17 protein-coding genes are annotated in these 18,645 nt (G+C 61.4%); 11 read left to right on the top strand and 6 right to left on the bottom strand.

What is annotated here, in order from left to right; genetic code table 11:
- Positions 1 to 116 precede the first annotated feature (116 nt).
- The 3 genes from ACZZZP_RS15665 (at position 117) to ACZZZP_RS15655 (ending at position 1,871) form a co-directional block, all read left to right on the top strand.
- The gene (locus ACZZZP_RS15665) at positions 117 to 434 is read left to right on the top strand and encodes a DUF7693 family protein (protein ID WP_463383383.1); all 318 of its coding nucleotides are present in this window, start codon (positions 117 to 119) and stop codon (positions 432 to 434) included.
- A gap of 133 nt (positions 435 to 567) precedes the next feature.
- Positions 568 to 1,440 (top strand): glycosyltransferase, encoded by an 873-nt coding sequence (locus ACZZZP_RS15660; RefSeq protein ID WP_463383382.1) that lies wholly within the window; start codon positions 568 to 570, stop codon positions 1,438 to 1,440.
- A 269-nt stretch (positions 1,441 to 1,709) separates the two neighbouring features.
- On the top strand, positions 1,710 to 1,871 hold the full coding sequence (locus ACZZZP_RS15655) for a hypothetical protein (RefSeq protein ID WP_463536681.1): 162 nt from the start codon (positions 1,710 to 1,712) through the stop codon (positions 1,869 to 1,871).
- 15 nt (positions 1,872 to 1,886) lie between these two features.
- On the opposite strand, the gene ACZZZP_RS15650 is transcribed toward ACZZZP_RS15655, so the two are convergent.
- Positions 1,887 to 2,189: a DUF2061 domain-containing protein gene (locus tag ACZZZP_RS15650; protein ID WP_463383380.1), complete on the bottom strand. Its 303-nt coding sequence runs from the start codon at positions 2,187 to 2,189 to the stop codon at positions 1,887 to 1,889.
- Positions 2,186 to 2,695 (bottom strand): ferritin-like domain-containing protein, encoded by a 510-nt coding sequence (locus ACZZZP_RS15645; RefSeq protein WP_463383379.1) that lies wholly within the window; start codon positions 2,693 to 2,695, stop codon positions 2,186 to 2,188. Before ACZZZP_RS15645 ends, ACZZZP_RS15650 begins: the two co-directional genes overlap by 4 nt.
- 279 nt (positions 2,696 to 2,974) lie before the next feature.
- On the opposite strand from ACZZZP_RS15645, the gene ACZZZP_RS15640 reads away from it, so the two are divergent.
- The 5 genes from ACZZZP_RS15640 to ACZZZP_RS15620 all read left to right on the top strand — a co-directional run bounded on the left by ACZZZP_RS15640 (position 2,975) and on the right by ACZZZP_RS15620 (position 9,435).
- On the top strand, positions 2,975 to 3,859 hold the full coding sequence (locus ACZZZP_RS15640; RefSeq protein WP_463383378.1) for a manganese catalase family protein: 885 nt from the start codon (positions 2,975 to 2,977) through the stop codon (positions 3,857 to 3,859).
- 232 nt (positions 3,860 to 4,091) lie between these two features.
- Entirely contained in the window at positions 4,092 to 5,279 is a 1,188-nt protein-coding gene (locus tag ACZZZP_RS15635) for a glycosyltransferase family 1 protein (RefSeq protein ID WP_463383377.1), read from the top strand.
- A complete protein-coding gene (glf, locus tag ACZZZP_RS15630) occupies positions 5,267 to 6,499 on the top strand; it encodes a UDP-galactopyranose mutase (RefSeq protein WP_463536680.1) in 1,233 nt (410 codons plus the stop codon). Before ACZZZP_RS15635 ends, glf begins: the two co-directional genes overlap by 13 nt.
- Before the next feature lie 9 nt (positions 6,500 to 6,508).
- Positions 6,509 to 7,651, top strand: a complete 1,143-nt coding sequence (locus ACZZZP_RS15625; protein ID WP_463383375.1) for a glycoside hydrolase family protein — start codon at positions 6,509 to 6,511, stop codon at positions 7,649 to 7,651.
- Positions 7,648 to 9,435 carry an ABC transporter ATP-binding protein gene (locus ACZZZP_RS15620; RefSeq protein WP_463536679.1) on the top strand — a complete coding sequence of 596 codons (1,788 nt, stop codon included), beginning with the start codon at positions 7,648 to 7,650 and terminating at the stop codon, positions 9,433 to 9,435. The genes ACZZZP_RS15625 and ACZZZP_RS15620 overlap by 4 nt, the downstream gene beginning before the upstream one ends.
- Positions 9,436 to 9,471: 36 nt before the next feature.
- Here the strand turns inward: ACZZZP_RS15620 and ACZZZP_RS15615 are convergent, their stop codons facing one another.
- Positions 9,472 to 10,743, bottom strand: a complete 1,272-nt coding sequence (locus tag ACZZZP_RS15615) for a cytochrome P450 (protein WP_463383373.1) — start codon at positions 10,741 to 10,743, stop codon at positions 9,472 to 9,474.
- Between the two features lie 108 nt (positions 10,744 to 10,851).
- A complete protein-coding gene (locus ACZZZP_RS15610; protein WP_122493733.1) occupies positions 10,852 to 11,034 on the bottom strand; it encodes a con-10 family general stress protein in 183 nt (60 codons plus the stop codon).
- 284 nt (positions 11,035 to 11,318) lie between these two features.
- On the opposite strand from ACZZZP_RS15610, the gene ACZZZP_RS15605 reads away from it, so the two are divergent.
- From ACZZZP_RS15605 to ACZZZP_RS15595, 3 genes are read left to right on the top strand one after another with little or no spacing between them, the layout of a single operon-like run.
- On the top strand, positions 11,319 to 11,558 hold the full coding sequence (locus ACZZZP_RS15605) for a hypothetical protein (protein ID WP_122493732.1): 240 nt from the start codon (positions 11,319 to 11,321) through the stop codon (positions 11,556 to 11,558).
- 36 nt (positions 11,559 to 11,594) lie between these two features.
- Positions 11,595 to 14,219 (top strand): DNA ligase D, encoded by a 2,625-nt coding sequence (ligD, locus tag ACZZZP_RS15600; RefSeq protein ID WP_463536678.1) that lies wholly within the window; start codon positions 11,595 to 11,597, stop codon positions 14,217 to 14,219.
- Positions 14,220 to 14,232: 13 nt separating this feature from the next.
- The gene (locus tag ACZZZP_RS15595; RefSeq protein WP_463383372.1) at positions 14,233 to 15,321 is read left to right on the top strand and encodes a M20/M25/M40 family metallo-hydrolase; all 1,089 of its coding nucleotides are present in this window, start codon (positions 14,233 to 14,235) and stop codon (positions 15,319 to 15,321) included.
- Positions 15,322 to 15,329: 8 nt separating this feature from the next.
- Here the strand turns inward: ACZZZP_RS15595 and ACZZZP_RS15590 are convergent, their stop codons facing one another.
- Positions 15,330 to 16,826, bottom strand: a complete 1,497-nt coding sequence (locus tag ACZZZP_RS15590) for a hypothetical protein (RefSeq protein WP_463383371.1) — start codon at positions 16,824 to 16,826, stop codon at positions 15,330 to 15,332.
- Positions 16,827 to 17,615: 789 nt separating this feature from the next.
- Complete coding sequence (locus tag ACZZZP_RS15585) at positions 17,616 to 18,569, bottom strand: LysR family transcriptional regulator (protein WP_463383370.1); 954 nt, start codon at positions 18,567 to 18,569, stop codon at positions 17,616 to 17,618.
- Between the last annotated feature and the right edge of the window lie 76 nt (positions 18,570 to 18,645).

The raw sequence follows: 18,645 nt of genomic DNA, 5'->3' as shown, positions 1-18,645 counted from the left end.
GCCGGGGGCGCTGGTGGCCAAATCGCCGCCGAAGAAATAATTCAAAGCAGGGGACTGCTCTGTGCCGCCAATAAATGCTAAATGGTGCGCCTGTCTTTCTGTCAGGTTAAAACCGGATGCCCACACTGCCGCCGCTGAGTGCCCGCGAGGTGTACCAATTGCTAAAAGACGTGGCCCTCGGCGTGCGGTCTATCAGTCGTGGCGGCGGGCCGGCTTGGCATGAGTTGGAATTCGGCGCGTTCACTGTGAGTGTGGAAAGCTGGCACCTCACCGTTTTCAACGAAAGCGGCGATTTGGACCATTGCGTAGGCTGCACCGCACCCGATGGCCGAACCGTCAACGAAGAGACCTGGTCTCGCTACGGCACCGACCCGATTCATCTATTGAGCCGTTGGGAGCGCGAACAACTGGAGCGCCAGCTGCGCCAGTGTTAAAGCGAACGGCGGCGCTACCGTCGGGCGGAACTGGCTTACGACCGTCATAAAGCAGCCTCTATATTGAGAAGGCTGCAACAAGTTTTTCACGCAACATTCCGGCACGCACAGCCGGCAAGCAAGGAGCATGGGAATGACCGAAACCATTCGGGTATTTGTGGGTTGCGATCCAAACGACTGCGACCTCGAGCAAATGATGGTGCTGGATTACAGCATCCGTAAGCACTGCTCGCAGCCGGTGGATATCCATTGGATGCAGCTGTCGCGCGACCCGCAGAGCTTTTGGTTTTCAGACCCGCAAGCGCAGCAGGGCTGGCGCACCGAAGCCTGGACTACGCCGTTTTCCGGCTTCCGTTGGGGCATTCCGGCTTTTTGCGATTACCAAGGCAAAGCCATTTACATGGACACCGACGTCATCGTGCTCTGCGACCTGGCGGAAATCTGGAACACGCCATTCGAGCCCGGCAAAGTCGTCATGGCCAAGGGAGGCGAGCAGTCGTGGCGCTTCTGTGTATCGATGTGGGATTGCGCCGCCGCGCGCGATCATTTGCCGGCTATCGACGAGCTACGCAGCAAGCCGGAAATCCACCAGCAGCTGAAAAAGTACTACAAGAAAAACCCGCAAGTGATTCAGCCGTTCGACACGCAGTACAACAACATCGACGGCGAAAACTCGCCCATCGAACAGATCAAAATTCTTCACTACTCGGACATGGGCACTCAGTTTTCCCATGCACTGTCCTTCGAACGGTTGCAGCGCGAAGGCGGCACCCATTGGTTCGACGGAACCGTGATGCCGCATCCGCGCGCGGACTTGCAGGTGCTGTTTGATCGCTACTACCAGCAGGCGCTGGAGGCCGGTTACAACCTGGACACCTACCGCATGGCCAAGGTGTTCGGGCCGTTCCCCAAGTACTCGCAAAAAACGTACACGGGCAACAAGGTCACGCGGCCCAAGCATTGGTGGCAGCGCCTGGGATTGTTCAAAGCCTTGTCGCGCTCGTAATCAGGGTGGGCTTCGCAGTGAAGCCAGCCCAACGGTTCTATGCCAAACCTCGACCGGTGCCGTTTGCTAAACAGCGCGTCTGCTAGATTCAGATGCGCGCCCGTCGTGCGGCGCGGTGATGAGGGAAATGCCAATGTTTGGGTTCATCGGCGAGTTGCTTGAAGGGATGCTGAGTTTTCTGGCGGATGTGTTTCTGCTACGAAAACACCGCGACATTAACGGCCGCCCTCGCAACAGCTGGAAGAAAGACGCCACCGACGTGGCTCACCTTGAGGGGGTGGATCGCGCCGCTGCTCACAGTGCTCGGCGTCGCCGCATTCTTCTTCCTGTTTTCCTTCATCGGGCTCAGCTTCACGCTGAGCTTTTTTATTGCCGTGGTTCCTGTTGCCTTTTACGGCGCGTATCGGCTGCTGCGTCTGATGAATGCGTGAGCGGCGAGGGCGTGATTAGCGCTGATGCTCACGCCCTTGACCGCCCAACAAACCACTCAAATTTCCATGCCCGTGCCCTTGCTCACGGTTCACCGCTGCGCCTCGGCGCATCCACAGGCGCTCATGAAAATAGAACGCCACGGTGTTGCAAGCCGGCTCGATCAGGGCGATCAGCCCACCAGTCAATACGCTTCCGGTTAACAGGTACGCCACTGTGAACGCGATGCTGAAATGCAGCACCGCGAACGACAGGGTTTTTGCCAGCGGCGCTTGAGTGTCGCGCGGTGCGCAACAGCCGTGCTGGAAAATGGATTTCATCGTTTGGCGTCCAGCCCTGGCGCTTCGGAGCGATCCAGGAACGCCTGCGTCAACTCGTCCAAATGCTCTCTGAGCCAATCGGCCATGGCGATTTCCTGCGGCAGAATTTTCTCGCAGGCCTGTTGCACTTCTTTCGCTCCGGCAGCTTTGGCGGCGGCGATAAGCACCGTGTACGTGGCAATTTCCAGGTTCTCGAATACATAGCCGGACATTGCGCCTTTGATCACCTCATCGCTCATGGCCATGCCACCCACGGCTTGCCCGAACGCCATCAACTTGCCGCCGATGTCTTTAAGCGTCGACGCTTCGCCGCCCAGGCTTTTCAGTGCCTCTTCGAGCAGCTGTTTTTGGCCTCGGGTTTCTTCGATGTGTTTTTCGATGCGGGTGCGCAGTTTCGGGTAATTCTCTAGGCGCGATGCTTGTGCAGTCAGCATCTGTTCGGCTTGTTGTTCCATGGCGTGAGCGTCGCGCAGCCAGTCCAAAAGATTTTCCAGTTTTGTCGCCATTTTTCACTCTCCTGAAGTGATCCGGTTTAGGTCAGTCCTTACTTGGGAGCGTGGCATTTTCGCGTCGGTTCAAATTCTTTATGCAGTCTCGTAAAAACGCTGAACAAGCGAAGCGGCGGGGCTTTGCGAGGTTTTACAAGCGAGCCGGAAGATGAAAAAAAACTGCCTGAACCTTCTTCGCGCCACTCCCCTCATTTACGTCATGGGCAATGAAAACGTCCCATGCCAAGGAGCAATGGAAATGGACTGAACACGTTAACCGTGAGAGGAAAAATCACCATGTTCGTACACAACAAGCGGCTGCAATATACGGTGCGCGTCGGTGCACCGAATCCAGGTTTGGCCAACCTGCTGCTGGAACAATTTGGGGGGCCGCAAGGCGAGCTGGCAGCCGCAATGCGTTACTTCACACAAGGCTTGGCCGAGGACGATGCAGGGCGCAAAGACTTGCTGCTCGACATCGCCACCGAAGAGCTCAGCCACCTCGAAATCATCGGTTCCATCGTCGGCATGCTGAACAAAGGTGCCAAGGGCGATTTGGCCGAAGGCATCGAGCAGGAAGCCGAGCTGTATCGCTCGCTAACCGGCGGCGGCAACGACTCGCACATCACGTCGCTGCTTTACGGCGGTGGCCCGGCGCTGACCAACTCGGCCGGCGTGCCGTGGACCGCTGCGTACATCGACACCATCGGCGAACCCACCGCGGATTTCCGTTCCAACATCGCCGCTGAAGCACGGGCGAAAATTGTTTACGAACGGCTGATCAACGTCACCGATGACCCTGGCATCAAAGATGCGCTGGGCTTTCTGATGACTCGCGAACTGGCGCACCAGAAGTCATTCGAAAAAGCCCTGCACAGCATTCAGCCCAACTTCCCGCAAGGGAAACTGCCGGGCGTGCCGGAGTACGTCAGCGTTTACTACAACCTGTCGCAAGGCGAAGGCGACCAACGCGGCTCGTGGAACCAGGGCGATGAGTGGGAATTCGTCGAGTCGCCAGCACCGGCCGTTGATGGCGGCGATGGTATGGCCACGGTGGATCTACCTACCAAGCAGCTCACCACGCTTGAGCAGATGGCGGTGCGCACGGCATCAGACCCATCGGCCGACCCGCTCACCGGTGCCGATCTGGGCATGGGCGCGGCCTACAAAAAAGACAGTTGAGTGTGTCGAGGTCCACGGCTGACGTGGGCCTTTTTTTGCGCGCTGCATGGCTGTCGATGCCTGCATTTCGCGCGTGCCAAAGCACAACCAAACGGGCGACGGATGGCGTGTTCGATCGGTTGAACTCCCTCGAACATCGGTCAATCCATTTTTCGAATGGCCATTTTTTAAGCGAAACGGCGGTGCCAAAGCGTTGCGCACACGCATGGACCGCGGCACGGAGATGGAAATTATGAGCTGGGCAGGACCCTCACAGCAGCCAATTGGCAAATCGCATCACCCGCATATCGCGACCGAACCGGTCGTGGTTTTCGACCCACTCATACCCACGCTGTTGTGCCTTTCGCACTTGCGCTGGAGCTTCGTCTACCAGCGTCCCCAGCACCTGATGTCGCGGTTCGCCCGCGAGTACAACGTGCTGTTTTTTGAAGAGCCGGTACCCACCGATGAAGTCTCGCCGTGGCTCGAAGTGCGGCCAGACGAGGAGGGCGTGCAAGTGCTGGTGCCGCGTCTGCCGGCCGGGCTGGATGAACAGCGCACCCACACCGCGCTGCGTTACCTGCTCGACGACTACCTCGGCAAGCTGGGCGTCGAAGACCTGCTGGTCTGGTACTACACGCCGATGAGCCTGAGCTTTGCCGACCACCTCAACGCCAACGTCGTGGTCTACGACTGCATGGACGAGCTCTCGGCGTTTCGTGGTGCGCCGCCCGAACTGGTCGTGCGCGAACAGCAATTGCTCGAACGTGCGGACGTGGTATTCACCGGCGGCTTCAGCATCTGGAAAGCCAAACACACCTTGCACCCGAACGTGCATGCCTTTCCCAGCAGTGTCGACGTGGCGCATTTCGCCGCCGCGCGCAAATTCCAGAACAACCCGCCAGACCAGGCCGGCCTGGGCGCGCCACGCCTCGGTTTCTACGGCGTGATCGACGAGCGTTTCGATATCGACCTGCTCGACCAAATCGCCGCGCTGCGCCCCGAATGGCAGTTCGTGATGATCGGCCCCGTGGTGAAAATCGACCCGGCAACGCTGCCCAAGCGCGACAACATTCACTATCTGGGCGGCAAAACCTACGACGAGCTGCCGGGCTATCTCGCCGGCTGGAACGTCGCCCTGATGCCGTTCGCTATGAACGAATCCACGCGTTTTATCAGCCCGACCAAAACCCCTGAGTACCTGGCCGGCGGCTGCCCCGTGGTGTCCACGCCGATTGCCGATGTAGTTAGCGGTTACGGCGACAGCGGCGTGGTGCTGATCGCCGCCACGGCCGAGGAGTTTGTCGCGGCCTGTGAGAAGGCGCTGGAAATGGGCGCCGACCGCGAGAATTTTCTAACCGATGCCGACCGTGTGCTCGGCGACATGTCTTGGGATCACACCCAGGCGACCATGCAGGAGATGATCAAATGCCTTCGTTGATTCCCGAGAGCTTTCTGGCCCTACCCAGCAATGATGACGCCGCCGAGCCGCGCCGCCACGGTTTCGATTACCTGATAGTGGGTGCCGGTTTTGCCGGCAGCGTGCTCGCCGAACGCCTGGCCGCAGGCTTGGGCAAACGCGTGCTGGTGGTGGACCGCCGCCCGCATATCGGCGGCAACGCCTACGACCATTACGACGAGGCGGGCGTGCTGGTGCACCGCTACGGGCCGCATATTTTCCACACCAACTCGCAGCGCATCGTCGACTACCTGTCGCGCTTCACCCAATGGCGCCCCTACGAGCACCGTGTGCTGGCAGCGGTCGACGGCCAGCAAGTGCCCATTCCCATCAACCGCACCACGCTCAACGCCTTGTATGGCCTGACCCTGGAAACCGATGAACAGGCCGCCGAGTACCTGGCCAGTCGCGCCGAGCGGGTGGAAGACATTCGCACCAGCGAAGACGTGGTGATCAACCAGATCGGCCGTGAGCTGTACGAAAAATTCTTCCGCGGCTACACCCGTAAGCAGTGGGGCCTGGACCCCTCGCAGCTGGATAAATCGGTGACGGCGCGCATTCCCACGCGCACCAACACCGACGACCGCTACTTCGGCGACACCTTCCAGCAAATGCCGCTGCACGGTTACACCCGCATGTTCGAGCGCATGCTTAACCACCCAAACATCAAAGTCATGCTCAACACCGACTACCGCGAAGTGCGTGACGAGGTGGAATACGACCACCTGATTTTTTGCGGCCCCATCGACGAATACTTCGACTTCCGCTTTGGCAAGCTGCCGTATCGGTCGCTGACCTTCGAACATAAAACCCTCGATCAGGAATGCTTTCAGGCGGTGGGCACGGTTAACTACCCGGCCGAAGATGTGCTGTACACGCGCATCAGCGAATACAAACACCTGACCGGCCAGCAGCACGCGAAAACCAGCATCACCTACGAATACCCATCCGCCGATGGCGATCCTTACTACCCTATCCCATGTCAGAAAAACACCGAGCTGTACAAGCGCTACCAACGCTTGGCGGCCGAAACACCGGGCGTGACCTTTGTGGGGCGGCTCGGCACCTACAAGTACTACAACATGGACCAGGTGGTGGGGCAGGCATTGGCGTTGTATCAGCGGATCGAGGAAGCCCATCGCGAGGCGGCCGCCCGGGCGCGCGCTGAGCAGAGCGAACCGCTGGCCCAGCAGGTGCGATGAGGACGGACGATGCATGTACCTTCGCTGTTCAGCAGTTTTTTCCTCGGCGGTTTTGAATGCTCCACCCACCGGCGCCAGGACGGGCGCCGGCTCGACCTGTTGCACGGCACCGGCCACGACCGTTGGGCGGCCCACGATTTTGCCGCACTGCAACCCCACGGCATTCGCAGCGTGCGCGATGGGTTGCGCTGGCACTTGATCGAAACCACGCCGGGGCACTACGACTGGTCGAGTTTTCTGCCGCAGCTCAAGGCCGCGAACGAGGCGGGCGTACAGGTGATCTGGGATCTGTGCCACTACGGTTGGCCCGATGACATCGACATCTGGCGCCCGCAATTCGTCGAGCGTTTCGCTCGGTTTGCGGCAGCGGCCGCACGGCTGATCCGCGAACACAGCGATGCGGTACCGTTTTATTCACCGCTCAACGAAATGTCGTTCTGGTCGTGGGCTGGCGGCGAAGTGGCGTACTTCGCACCCTTGGGTGAAGGCCGGGGCGACGAGCTGAAGCATCAGCTGGTGCGCGCCAGCATCGCCGCCATCGACGCCATTCGTGAAGTGGAGCCCCGAGCGCGCTTCGTGCAAGTCGACCCGATTATTCACGTGGTGCCCCGTGGCAGCAGCGCCGCCGAGCAGGAAGACGCCGAGCGCTATCGACTCTCGCAATTCCAGGCCTGGGACATGCTGGCCGGGAAACAGTGGCCCGGGCTCGGCGGCAAACCCGAGTACCTGGACATCGTCGGCGTGAATTTCTACAACAACAACCAGTGGTTCGCCGGCGGCGGCACCCTGTGGCGTGGCGAACCGTTGTACCGCCCGTTCAGCGGGATGCTGGCCGAGGTGTACCAGCGTTATCGACGGCCTTTACTGGTGGCCGAAACCGGCGCCGAAGGCGACTTGCGCGCCGACTGGCTGCGCTACGTGTGTGAGCAGGTGCGCCTGGCCATGCAACGCGGCATTCCCATGGAGGGCATCTGTTTGTATCCCGTACTCGACTACCCCGGCTGGACCGACGACCGCCACTGCGAAGTAGGCCTGTTCGGCTTTGCCAACGAGCAGGGCCAGCGCCCGTTGTGTCAGCCGCTGGCCGATGAGCTGCACTTTCAACAAACGCAATTTGCCGCCCTGCAACGCCAGCTACTGGAGCACGCATGAGCAGCCGTCCCGCAGCCGACGAGGTGCCGTTACCGGGAAGCCCGGTTGCCTTTCTCGCCCACTACGTGCGTCGCCGCCCTTGGCATTTCGGCGGCATGTTTTTATTGATCGTGGGCGCCGGCAGCTGCGCGGTGGCGGTGCAGTACGGCATGAAATTGCTGGTGGACGCCATGGCCACCAGCGACCGCCAGCACGCCGATGTGTGGTTTCCACTAAGTGTGTTTATTGGCCTGATCGTTATCGAAAACGTGTTCTGGCGCCTCGGCGGCTGGCTGGGTTGTCGAACGGTGGTGGCCAGTTGCGTGGACCTGCGCGTCGACCTGTTCCGCCACCTCACCGGCCACCCCATGCGCTATTTCGCCCAGCACTACGCGGGCGCGCTGGGCAATCGCATATCGGCCACCGGCCAGGCAGCGGGGGCCATCTACGGTGGGCTGGCCTGGAAGATCATGCCGCCGTGTGTCGACTTCGCGGGCGCCGTGCTGGTGCTGTTCACCGTGCATTGGCAAATGGCCTGGGCGCTGATCGGCTTCGTCGCCGTGGTCGGTGTACTGATTGTTTCGTTCGGCATTCGTGGCCGCAGCAAACATCAACGCTTTGCGGCCCAGGCGGCGCGGGTCGGCGGTGAGCTGGTCGACGTCGTGTCCAACGTCTGGACCATCAAAGCCTTCTCCGCCCGCGACCGAGAAGCACAGCGCCTGGCCGAAGAAATCGGCCTGGAAGCCCGGGCCCAGCGCCGCAGTTGGATGTACCTGGAAAAGGCCCGGGTGATCCACGATATCTGCTTGTCGTTGATGGCCGGCGGCATGTTGATATGGGCCATTCAGCTGTGGCTGGCCGGCACGGTGACGGCGGGCGATGTGGTGATGGTCAGCGCCCTGACGTTCCGCATTTTGCATGGCTCGCGCGACCTGGCCTTGGCGCTGGTGGACACCACGCAGCAACTGGGCGCTATCGACGATACCTTGCGCATCATCGTGCAGCCCCACGAACTCGATGACCCCGAACCACAACTGGCGCTGTCGCGTGGCGATATTGAATTCCGTCAGGTGACCTTCAGCTACCCCGACGGGCGTAAGGTTTTCGACGGCTTCGACCTGCATATTCCGGTGGGCCAGAAAGTCGGCATTGTCGGCCCCTCGGGCGCGGGCAAGTCGACGCTTATCAGCCTGATTCAACGCCTTGACGACGTGCAGGGCGGAAGCGTGATGATCGACGGCCAAGACATCAGCGAAGTCAGCCAGGACAGCCTGCGCGCGCGCATGGCCGTGGTGCCGCAAGAAACCGCGCTGTTCAACCGCAGCATCCGCGACAACATCCGCTACGGACGGCCCGAAGCCACCGATGAAGAAGTCATCGACGCCGCGCGTCACGCCTTTTGCGATGCGTTTATCCGCGAGTTGCCGCAGGGCTACGACACCCCCGTGGGCGAGCGCGGCGTGATGCTCTCTGGCGGTCAGCGCCAGCGTCTGGGCATCGCGCGCGCCTTTGTTAAAAACGCGCCGATCCTGATTCTGGATGAAGCCACCTCGGCGCTGGACACCCATTCCGAAGCGGAAATTCAAGCCGCGCTGGCCAACCTGATGCAAGGCCGCACCGTGCTGGCGGTGGCGCATCGGCTGTCGACGCTGGCTAACTTCGACCGCGTGGTGGTGCTGGAAAAAGGGCGCATCGTTGAAGACGGTCCGCCGGAACACCTGCGCTTGCTCGGCGGTACGTTTGCCGCGTTGTGGAGCATTCAGGCGGCCGGTTTTAAAGAGGGGGCGCGATCTCGGCCGGCGTAGCCGAACCGGACGTCGCCAAGCGCTGAGCCAGCCACGCTACACCGCTACCTCGTGGGCCCTGTGATACGGCTCGCTGAGCGCCACATCAGTGAGCACGAACGGCCGGCCAAAGGCCATCGGAAAACGATCACGACGCGGCGTTTCTTTCAGTACGGGTGCGTGGTAGCTGAGGCGGGTGGCGAAGGCCCGAATGACGGTTTCCATCACGGCCACCGTGAGCCATTCGCCGGCGCAGCGGTGGCCGGTGGGGGCATCGCCGCCGCCTTGGGAAATGAGCGTGAAGGGGTCCAGGTGCACATTGTTGAAGCGCTCCGGATCGAACATCTCCGGTTGCTTCCAGCTGTCGGTATTGCGGTTGCTGCCATACAGATCGAGCATCACCCGAGCGCCTTTGACGAAGTGCAGCCCGTTCCAGACAAAGTCGCGGGTCACCCGCGCTGCCACGAACGGAAAGAACGCATACAGGCGCCGTACTTCTTGAACGAAACCGTGAAGCGCTTGCTGGTCGTGGGCCACGCGCGGCAGCCACTGCGGGTGCCGCGCCAGTTCCAGCAGGGCGTACAGAATGAAATAACTCACCGCCACCACGGGCCGCAGCAAGTTGAGTAATTCAGCGGCGGCAATTCGCGCGGGGACGTGTTTTTCACCGGGCTCCTGAAAGCGGGCGATCACATCGAACGGACTGCCTTTGGAGGCCACCGAGGCATCGTCCCGTTGCCGGCGAATCAACCCGGCGGCCCAATGCTCGGCGGTCCTGCGGGCCAGCCCAGCCTGAAAATGTCTAACGCCTTTGCTGCCTGCGCCGGCAATCAACGTCACCAACTGGTGTTGATGCCCGGCATGGATTTCCCGCTCCGGCAATCCGGCCCAGCGCGCCACTGCTTCGTAGAGCACGGTCTGCATGGCGGGCAGTACGTCCACGCTGCCGTCCTGTGCCCACTGGCGCATCGCGCGACTTAAATGACGATCGATTTCGCTCACCAGCCGCTCGCCTTCAGCGCCCGTTAGCAAGCCGATAAACACGTGCTTGCGCGCCCGATGCCGAGGCCCGTCCAGGCCCTGAAGCGCGCCTTTGCCGAACAAGGTGCGCACCAGCGCACGAGGCGCGGCGTTGGTGCGGCACAGGTGTGGGCTTTGATAAAACAAGGTGGCCGCCTCGCGGCCTTGCAGGCAATAGGTGCGCTGCAACATCAGCCGGCATTCAAAGGCCGGCGAGTTGAGTTGACGGCAGCCATTGCTGACAAATTCGTAACCGTCGCGCAGCAGGGCGAGGGTGCTTTCAAGCTGCTTTAACCGGGGCATGTTCATTGGCATCACCGTGGCCAGCAATCAACAAATCCTACAAAAACGTCCAACGAAAAACGTCCAACAAAAAAGGGCCTGGAATCCAGGCCCCTTTCTCACACGGCGATAGCCTTAGCTACGTCCACCGCCGTGGCTGTTTTGGCCGCCTTTTTTGCCAGCCTCGGAGGCTTTCTGACGGTCGTTGGCAAAGTTGCCGCCGCTGTTATGGCCGCCTTTTTTGCCCGCTTCGGATGCCTTCTCGCGATCGTTGGCGAAGTTACCTGGGTTGCTGTTTCCGGTGCTTTTAGTGGTCATTTTCATCACTCCTAATTTAGCAGTCGAGGTGTGCGAAGCCGTTTGGCCTCCACATGAATTCTGTCCACCGCCGTTGGCGAAGGTTCAGGCTTTTTTGAAAAATAAGTCATTGATAAATAACAGATATTATTTCAATTTCAGCTCGATATCAGCGACGCAGCGCGCCGTTAAAACGATATCAAGCTGCCGCCTCGCGCTTCGCTCGCGCAGATGAAAACGGCTGAACTAAAGCGGCTTGCGTTGCGTCTGCACCCTTAACAGCGACCGATAAAAGGACACCCGCCATGAGCGACAACCGAGGCCACGCACCGGCTGATAAAACCGCCAACCCGATCAATTCGCCGCAAGCGCAAACCAACCAAACACTGCCCGACGACGAAGCGGTTTTGGAGCAGCCAAACCCGAAAACCGAAGACGTCGACAAGGTCATCACGCCGACCTCGATCAAGAACAAAGAACGCGACGCCGAGCAGCTCGAAGAGAAAAACCGCGAGGTTGAACGCGAGCTGAACAAGCGCCCCTGACGCCGGCGGCGCCCCTGCATAAACGGACATTGTTCTATGGCCAAGGCACTCGACGAATACAACCGCAAGCGTGACTTCGACGCCACACCAGAACCCAGCGGCGCCAAGCGTTCCTCGCGGAAAAAAAGCACCGAGCATGCGCTGCAGTTCTGCATTCAGAAACACGACGCCACGCGCCTGCACTACGACTTCCGCCTGGAGCTGCAAGGCACCCTGAAAAGCTGGGCGGTGCCCAAAGGTCCGAGCCTGGACCCGAAGGTCAAGCGTCTGGCTGTGCATGTCGAAGACCACCCGCTGGACTACGCCACCTTCGAGGGCAACATTCCCGAAGGGCACTACGGCGCCGGTGATGTGATCGTCTGGGACCGTGGCATCTGGAAGCCGGTCGGCGACCCAGTGGCCGGGTACGAAAAAGGCCGGCTCAAGTTTGAGCTTGAAGGCGAAAAACTCAGCGGCCAGTGGAACCTGGTGCGCACCCATATGCAGGGCGCCAAAGAACAGTGGTTTCTAATCAAGCATCAAGACGAAGCCGCCAAGCCCGAAGCCGACTACGACATCGTCGAAGCCCAACCCGACAGCGTGCTTAGCGACCGCACCATCGTGCCGAAAAAGCGCGGCGCCAAGGGCAAGGCGGCTGAGCCGAAACCGGTGGCCAGCGAGCCGGCCAAGCCCAAGCGCGCGGCGTCCAAAAAAAGCGCCACCCTCAGCGGCGCCGTGAAAGCGGCGATGCCCGCAACCATCAAGCCGGAACTCGCGACGCTGGTGGAAACCCCGCCCAGCGGCGACTGGCGCTACGAAATCAAATTCGACGGCTATCGCATCCTCGCTCGCGTGCAAGACGGCGATGTGCGCCTGTACACCCGCAGCGGTCACGACTGGACCGCGAAAATGCCACGCCAAGCCGAGGCCGTGGCCAGTCTGGGCCTGGAGTCTGCCTGGCTGGATGGCGAAATTATCGTCGCCAACGAACAGGGCAACCCGGATTTCCAAGCGCTGCAAAACGCCTTCGAGAGCGGTGCCAGCGGCGCCATCGTCTACTACCTGTTCGACCTCATGTACCTCAACGGCATGGACTTGCGCGACGTGCCGGTGGAACAGCGCCGCGTCGCCCTGGAGCAAGTGCTCGAACGCAGCGAAGACGAAGTGGTGCGCTTTTCCGCCGACTTCGAAGAATCCCCCGAAGCCATGCTCAACAGCGCGTGCCAAATGCAGCTGGAAGGGCTGATCGGCAAGCGCGTGGGCAGTCGTTATGTGAGCCGGCGCAGCGATGACTGGATCAAGCTCAAGTGCAAACACCGGCAAGAATTCGTCATCGTCGGCTTCACCGAGCCCAAAGGCAGCCGCAGCGCATTTGGTGCGTTATTGCTGGGCCTGCATGACAAAGACAGCGGCGAGCTGCGTTACGCCGGCAAGGTTGGCACCGGCTTCAATGAGCGCACCCTGGCCACCGTTCATGCGCAACTCAAACCCCTGGAAGTGAAAAAGCCAGCGTTCGCCAACCCGCCAACCGGCTCCGAGTTTCGCGGTGTGCACTGGCTGAAACCGTCGCTGCTGGCCGAGGTGGCGTATGCCGAAATGACCCGCGACGGCTCGGTGCGCCATGCGGTATTCCATGGCCTGCGCAACGACAAACCGGCTGAACAGATCACCGAAGAAACCCCAAAAGCGCCGCCCGCCAAAGGCAAAAGCAAAGGCGCCGCTAAAGCCGAGCCAGAAGCCAAGGCTGCGGCCACACCCAAAGCGCAAGCCAAGCCAAAAGCCAAGCTGGCCGTGACCAAGGGCAACGAGCAGATCCGCATCACCCACCCCGAGCGCGTCATCGACGCCAGCAGCGGCTCGACCAAAATGCAACTGGTCGAGTACTACGCCAGCGTCGCCGAGTGGATTCTGCCGCACCTACAGCATCGCCCCGTGGCGCTGGTGCGCGCGCCGGAAGGCATCGCCGGTGAGTTGTTCTTCCAGAAAAACGCCGAAAAGTTGGCGATTCCGGGCATTGAATCCATGGGCAAGGAATTCGCCGGCCAGCCGGTGATGATGATCAACAACCCTGAGGCGCTGATTGGTGCCGTGCAAATGAGCACCATCGAACTGCACACCTGGAACGCCACCTCGGCCGACTTCCAGCACCCCGACCGCTTTGTGCTCGACCTTGACCCGGACCCGGCGCTGCCCTGGAAAGCCATGGTCGAAGCCACGCAGCTGACCCAGGCCTTGCTCGATGAACTGGGCTTGAAATCATTCCTGAAAACCAGCGGAGGCAAAGGTATTCACCTGGTGGTGCCGCTCAAGCCGAAAGACAGCTGGGAGGCGGTGAAAAACTTTAGCCAGCGCATCGTGCAGCACATGGCGCACCTGATGCCGGACCGTTTCTCAGCGGTGTCGGGGCCGAAGAATCGCATCGGTAAAATCTTCATCGACTACCTGCGTAACAGCCAGGGCGCCACCACCATTGGCGCCTATGCGGTGCGCACCCGTGAAGGCTTGCCGGTGTCGGTGCCCATTTACCGCGATGAAATCTTCGAGCTGAAAAGCGCCAACCAATGGACCATCCATAACCTGCACGAACGCCTCGGCGAGCTGGGCGACGATCCGTGGGAAGGCTACGACAAGGTCAAACAAACCATTACCGCGCAGATGCGCAAGCGTCTGGGCATGAAGTAACAAGGACTGTCGCATGACTGACCGCACCCACGATTCGCTCCAGCGCGAGCAGCACTTGCTCACCCGCTTGCTTGCCGCGCGCGGCCCCGGCGGCCAGGAAGACGAAGTGCGCGCCATCTGCCTGGAAGAACTGCAACGCCACTGCGACGACGTGTGGGTTGACTCGGCTGGTAACGTGCTCGGCGTGATTGGCGCAGCCGCCTGCGCCGGCGCTGCCCCTGAACATGGCGTGAGCGTGATGGCGCACATGGATGAAATCGCCATGGTGGTCAAACGTGTGGAGCCCGACGGCACTTTGCGCGTGATCGCCTTGGGCGGCGCCAACCCGGTGAACTTCGGCATGTGCCCGGTGGAAATCATGGCCGACGAGGGCTTGCTGCCGGGCGTGTTGTCGTTTGGCTCGATGCACGAAACCAGCGGCTCGTTGCAAGGCAAAGACGTGCAAAGCGGCGCGGTGAAATGGGCCGATGTGCACGTGATCACCCGCCAATCGCCGCAAGCCTTGAAGCGCCTGGGCGTGCGGCCCGGCGTGCGCGTGGTGCTGAGCAAACAGTGGCGCAGCCCCTGGCGGGTAAACGACGCCCTGGCCGCGCACTTCATGGATGACCGCGCCCCCGTGGCGGCCGTGCTGCAAGCGGCGCAAGCGCTGGCCGAGCGCCGGGGCGAGCTCACCCGCCCGGTGTACTTCGTGTTCACCACCCTGGAAGAAGAAAGCAACGCGGGCGCCGCCTATGCCGCCGCCACCTTGCCGTGCGACGTGGCGATTGCCATTGAAGTCGGCCCGGTGGTGGACGAATACGGCACCGAGCTGAGCGTAAATCCGATCATCAACACGGGCGATCAGAAGGGCTACTACACCCGCGCCGTCGCCACCGAACTGGCCCACGCCGCCGAGCGCTGCGGTTACACGCCGCAGTTCGCCCTGCTGGTGGATTTCGCCTCGGACGCCAGCGCGGTGATGGGGCAGGGCACCGTAGCGAAAGCCGGCTGCCTGGCCATTCCCACCGAAAACACCCATGGCTACGAGATGGTTCTCGACGGCGCGATCACCGCGTGCGCCGACACCCTGGTGGCCTATCTGACCGCGCCCGCCGCTTCGTAAGCCCAGGCTTATTCGAAGCTCAGCACTTCGGCACCCTTGGCCTGGAGCATGTCGGCGAAGGCCGGCAGCCTGGCCACAAAATCGGTCTCAAAGGCCAGGTAGCGGTCCTGCGCGGGCACATAGCGAACCTCGGGTTTTACACGCGGTATGTCCAGGCTGGTGAGCTTCACCACCTCGTCGCTGCGTTGATTCCACCACCACGCCAAGGTGTGGGTGCCGAACGTGTTGGAGCGGTATGTCCACAACCACCAATCGCCATGCCCCCGGCAAACCTGTAACTGCCCCTGGAACGTGCGCAGCGTGATGCTGTGCTTGGGCTGGGTGACGAGCATCCGCGTTTCCTGCTGCACCTCGGTGCCAAAGCCATCGAGCAACGCCTTTCTCGTGGCGCCGCTCAGCACATTGAAACGCCAGGCCTGCAATACCGTTTCCTGGTAACCGTCGTGCTCAGTGTTCTGCCGATGGCTTTCGCTGAACAGCAGCACCTCGTCATCACCCAGGTAAGCGCTGGCGGCACGCAGCTGATAGGCGGAGCAGGGCAGGGGTTGGCCTTGGCTGACCTGTTGGGTGTCCCGGTTCCAGATCCAACACAGCGAACCGTTGTGCTGCATAAACAGCACGCGGCCTGGGCCGAACGACAGAATGGTCAGCTCGTCCTCGAACTCAAAAATGACTTCGCTGCTGCGTGGCGTAATTCGCCATACGCGGGTCAGAGGGCTCGGCTCATAAAGCCTCTGCCGTTCGAAGATTTCGCCGTCCACCACCAGGCCCGGTATTTCGAACCCCGGCCATTGCTCGCCGGCCGGGCCGAACGCCTGAATATCATCGCCGCGGCGCAGCTCATACACATAGCGATCATCGTGGCTGTAATCGCCAGACACAGCGCGGCGCTTCCACAGGCTGTGCTCGGCGCTGGCCTCCAACAGCCGCAAGTCCGCGCCGTCGATGTCGTCGCTGCGGTTCTCCAGCATGTCCTGCTCAGTGGGCGGCCATTGGTTGTAATCGATCAGAAAGCACAGCCACTGGCCTTCGTCTTCTTCAGTGATGGCGGCGTAGCCGTTGCTGAACTGCGACTCGTCGAAATACGTCGGCCCCGGATACTCGTGCACCTCCTGCAACCACTTGAGTTTGCTGCGTTTGGCTTTAGGATTTTTCGCGGCGGGGGCGGCTGGCTCGATCAGGCAGGGCGTCAGCTCAAAATCGCCGGGGTGACTTTGCCAGTGCTCGGCAAACGCCTGGCGCAGTGCAGTGGGTACGATCACCGGGCGGTAATCGTCGGCACCGGCGTCCAGGTTCCACAGATCATACCCCTGCGCCGCTAACAAAGGCGCCAACGCATCCAGGCAGCGTTCCGGCATTTCATTGCAAAACTCGTCAAGCAGGCCTTCAAAGGAAGGGCCGGCGAACAGCGGCAGGTCCGGGTAGTAATGCTGGAACAACGCCAACAACTCCCCGCCTGGTAGTTTCCAATCGATATGAATCAGCGGCTCGAAAGAGGCATGCATGGCGCCGGCGTTCCTTGTGACGGTGTGGGCGGCATCTTAGAACAGGGCGGCTGTAGAGCGCTTGTAGCGGTCGCAAATAATGGAACGCGGTAGCCGAACAGTCCCCCCGCTAGCGGGAGAGGGGCTTTTGGCGGCGAATGCAAACCCTCACCCCCAGCCCCTCTCCCGCAAACGGGCAGAGGGGAGCAAAGCCGATCGCGGTGGCTGAACAATCCCCTCGCCCGCTTGCGGGAGAGGGTGCCCGAAGGGCGGGTGAGGGGCCTTTGCGGCGAACGCAAACCCTCACCCCCAGCCCCTCTCCCGCAAACGGGCAGAGGGGAGCCAAGCGGAACGCGGTGCCTGAACAATCCCCTCGCCCGCTAGGGGAGAGGGTGCCCGAAGGGCGGGAGCGGGGCCTTTTGCGGCGAATGCAAAACCCTCACCCCCAGCCCCTCTCCCGCAAACGGGCAGAGGGGAGCCGAGCCGAACGCGGTGCCTGAACAATCCCCTCGCCCGCTCGCGGGAGAGGGTGCCCGAAGGGCGGGTGAGGGGCCTTTGGGAGCGAATGCAAAACCCGCTTTTGTAGGAGCCACCTTGGTGGCGAACCCTGGAACAGGAATTCTTGATTTTGGTTTGCAGGGTTCGCTAGCAAGCTAGCTCCTACGGGGTGGTGTGCTGGTTTGGAATTTGGATTTTGCAGGGCCGGCGCATCGCGGCTAAAGCCGCTCCTACAGGTTGCTGTTGCTGTTGCTGTTGTGGGAGCGGCTTTAGCCGCGATTCCTGCAAACGCTGATCACCGCCACAAACGCCTCAAAACCCCGCCCCCTGCAACGCCTGCTTCACATGCTCAATAAAATGCCGCGTCGCCGACGAAATGCCTTTATGCGGCAAGGTCAGTGCCCGCAGCGTCACCACGCCAACTGCTTCGTTCGGGCACGCCAGTTCCAACCGCTGCGCGGCCAGTTCTGCCTGGCAGGTGTGCAGCGGCAAATACGCCACGCCCAGCCCGGCACACGCGGCTTTTAGCGCGGTTTGCGCCGACTCCACTACCAGCGCCGGGTGGCTGATGCGGCGGCTGTCGTAGGCCAGTTGCCAGGGGTCGGGCAGGGCGGCGTTGCCGGTGGTGATCAGTTGCTGGTCGTTTACGGTGGCCAGTTTCTTTGGGTGGCCCAGTTGTTTGATCAGGACCGGGCTGGCGACGATGGCCATGTTCAATTGCGCCAGCTCGCGCGCCACCATCGAGCTGCTGGTGGTGGACACAGCGCCGAGCGTCAGCGCCAGGTCGAGGCGTTTGGCGCCCAGGTCTATCGGGCCGTCTTCCACGCTCAGGGCGAACTGCACTTCGGGGTGACGACGCTGGAAGCTGGCCATGGTCGCTAGTGCCCAGTCGGCCAGGGCGCTGGGCACGGCCAGTTTGAGCAAGCCGGCCGGCAGCGTGGCCGATTCCTGTGCGCTAAGCAGCACGGCGTCCAGGGCGGCGACCATGTCCAGCGCGTGGCGGTACACCTGCTCGCCAATGGTGGTCATGGTGCACAGGCGCGCGCTGCGGTTGAGCAATTGCGCGTTGAGTTGACGTTCCAACTGCGCGATGCGCCGGCTCAAGCTCGATTTGCCGACGCCTGTTTGCTCGGCGGCGGCGGAAAAGCCGCCCGCTTCGATCACGCACACGTACCAGTACAGGTCGCGCAGCAAATTGGCGTGGGTAACGGCTTTGGGTTGCTGCCTAAACAACGGTTGGTTGTCGGATTTCGCGAGCTTGGGCATGTTTCCCCCTGTGTTTGTTGCGCTATCGTAGCGGCCCCGTTACACACCCACCTTTGAATGCACGGGTGGGGCTTTT

This window comes from Pseudomonas sp. AC211, assembly GCF_979258055.1.
This window is presented reverse-complemented; position numbering and strand designations above follow the sequence as displayed.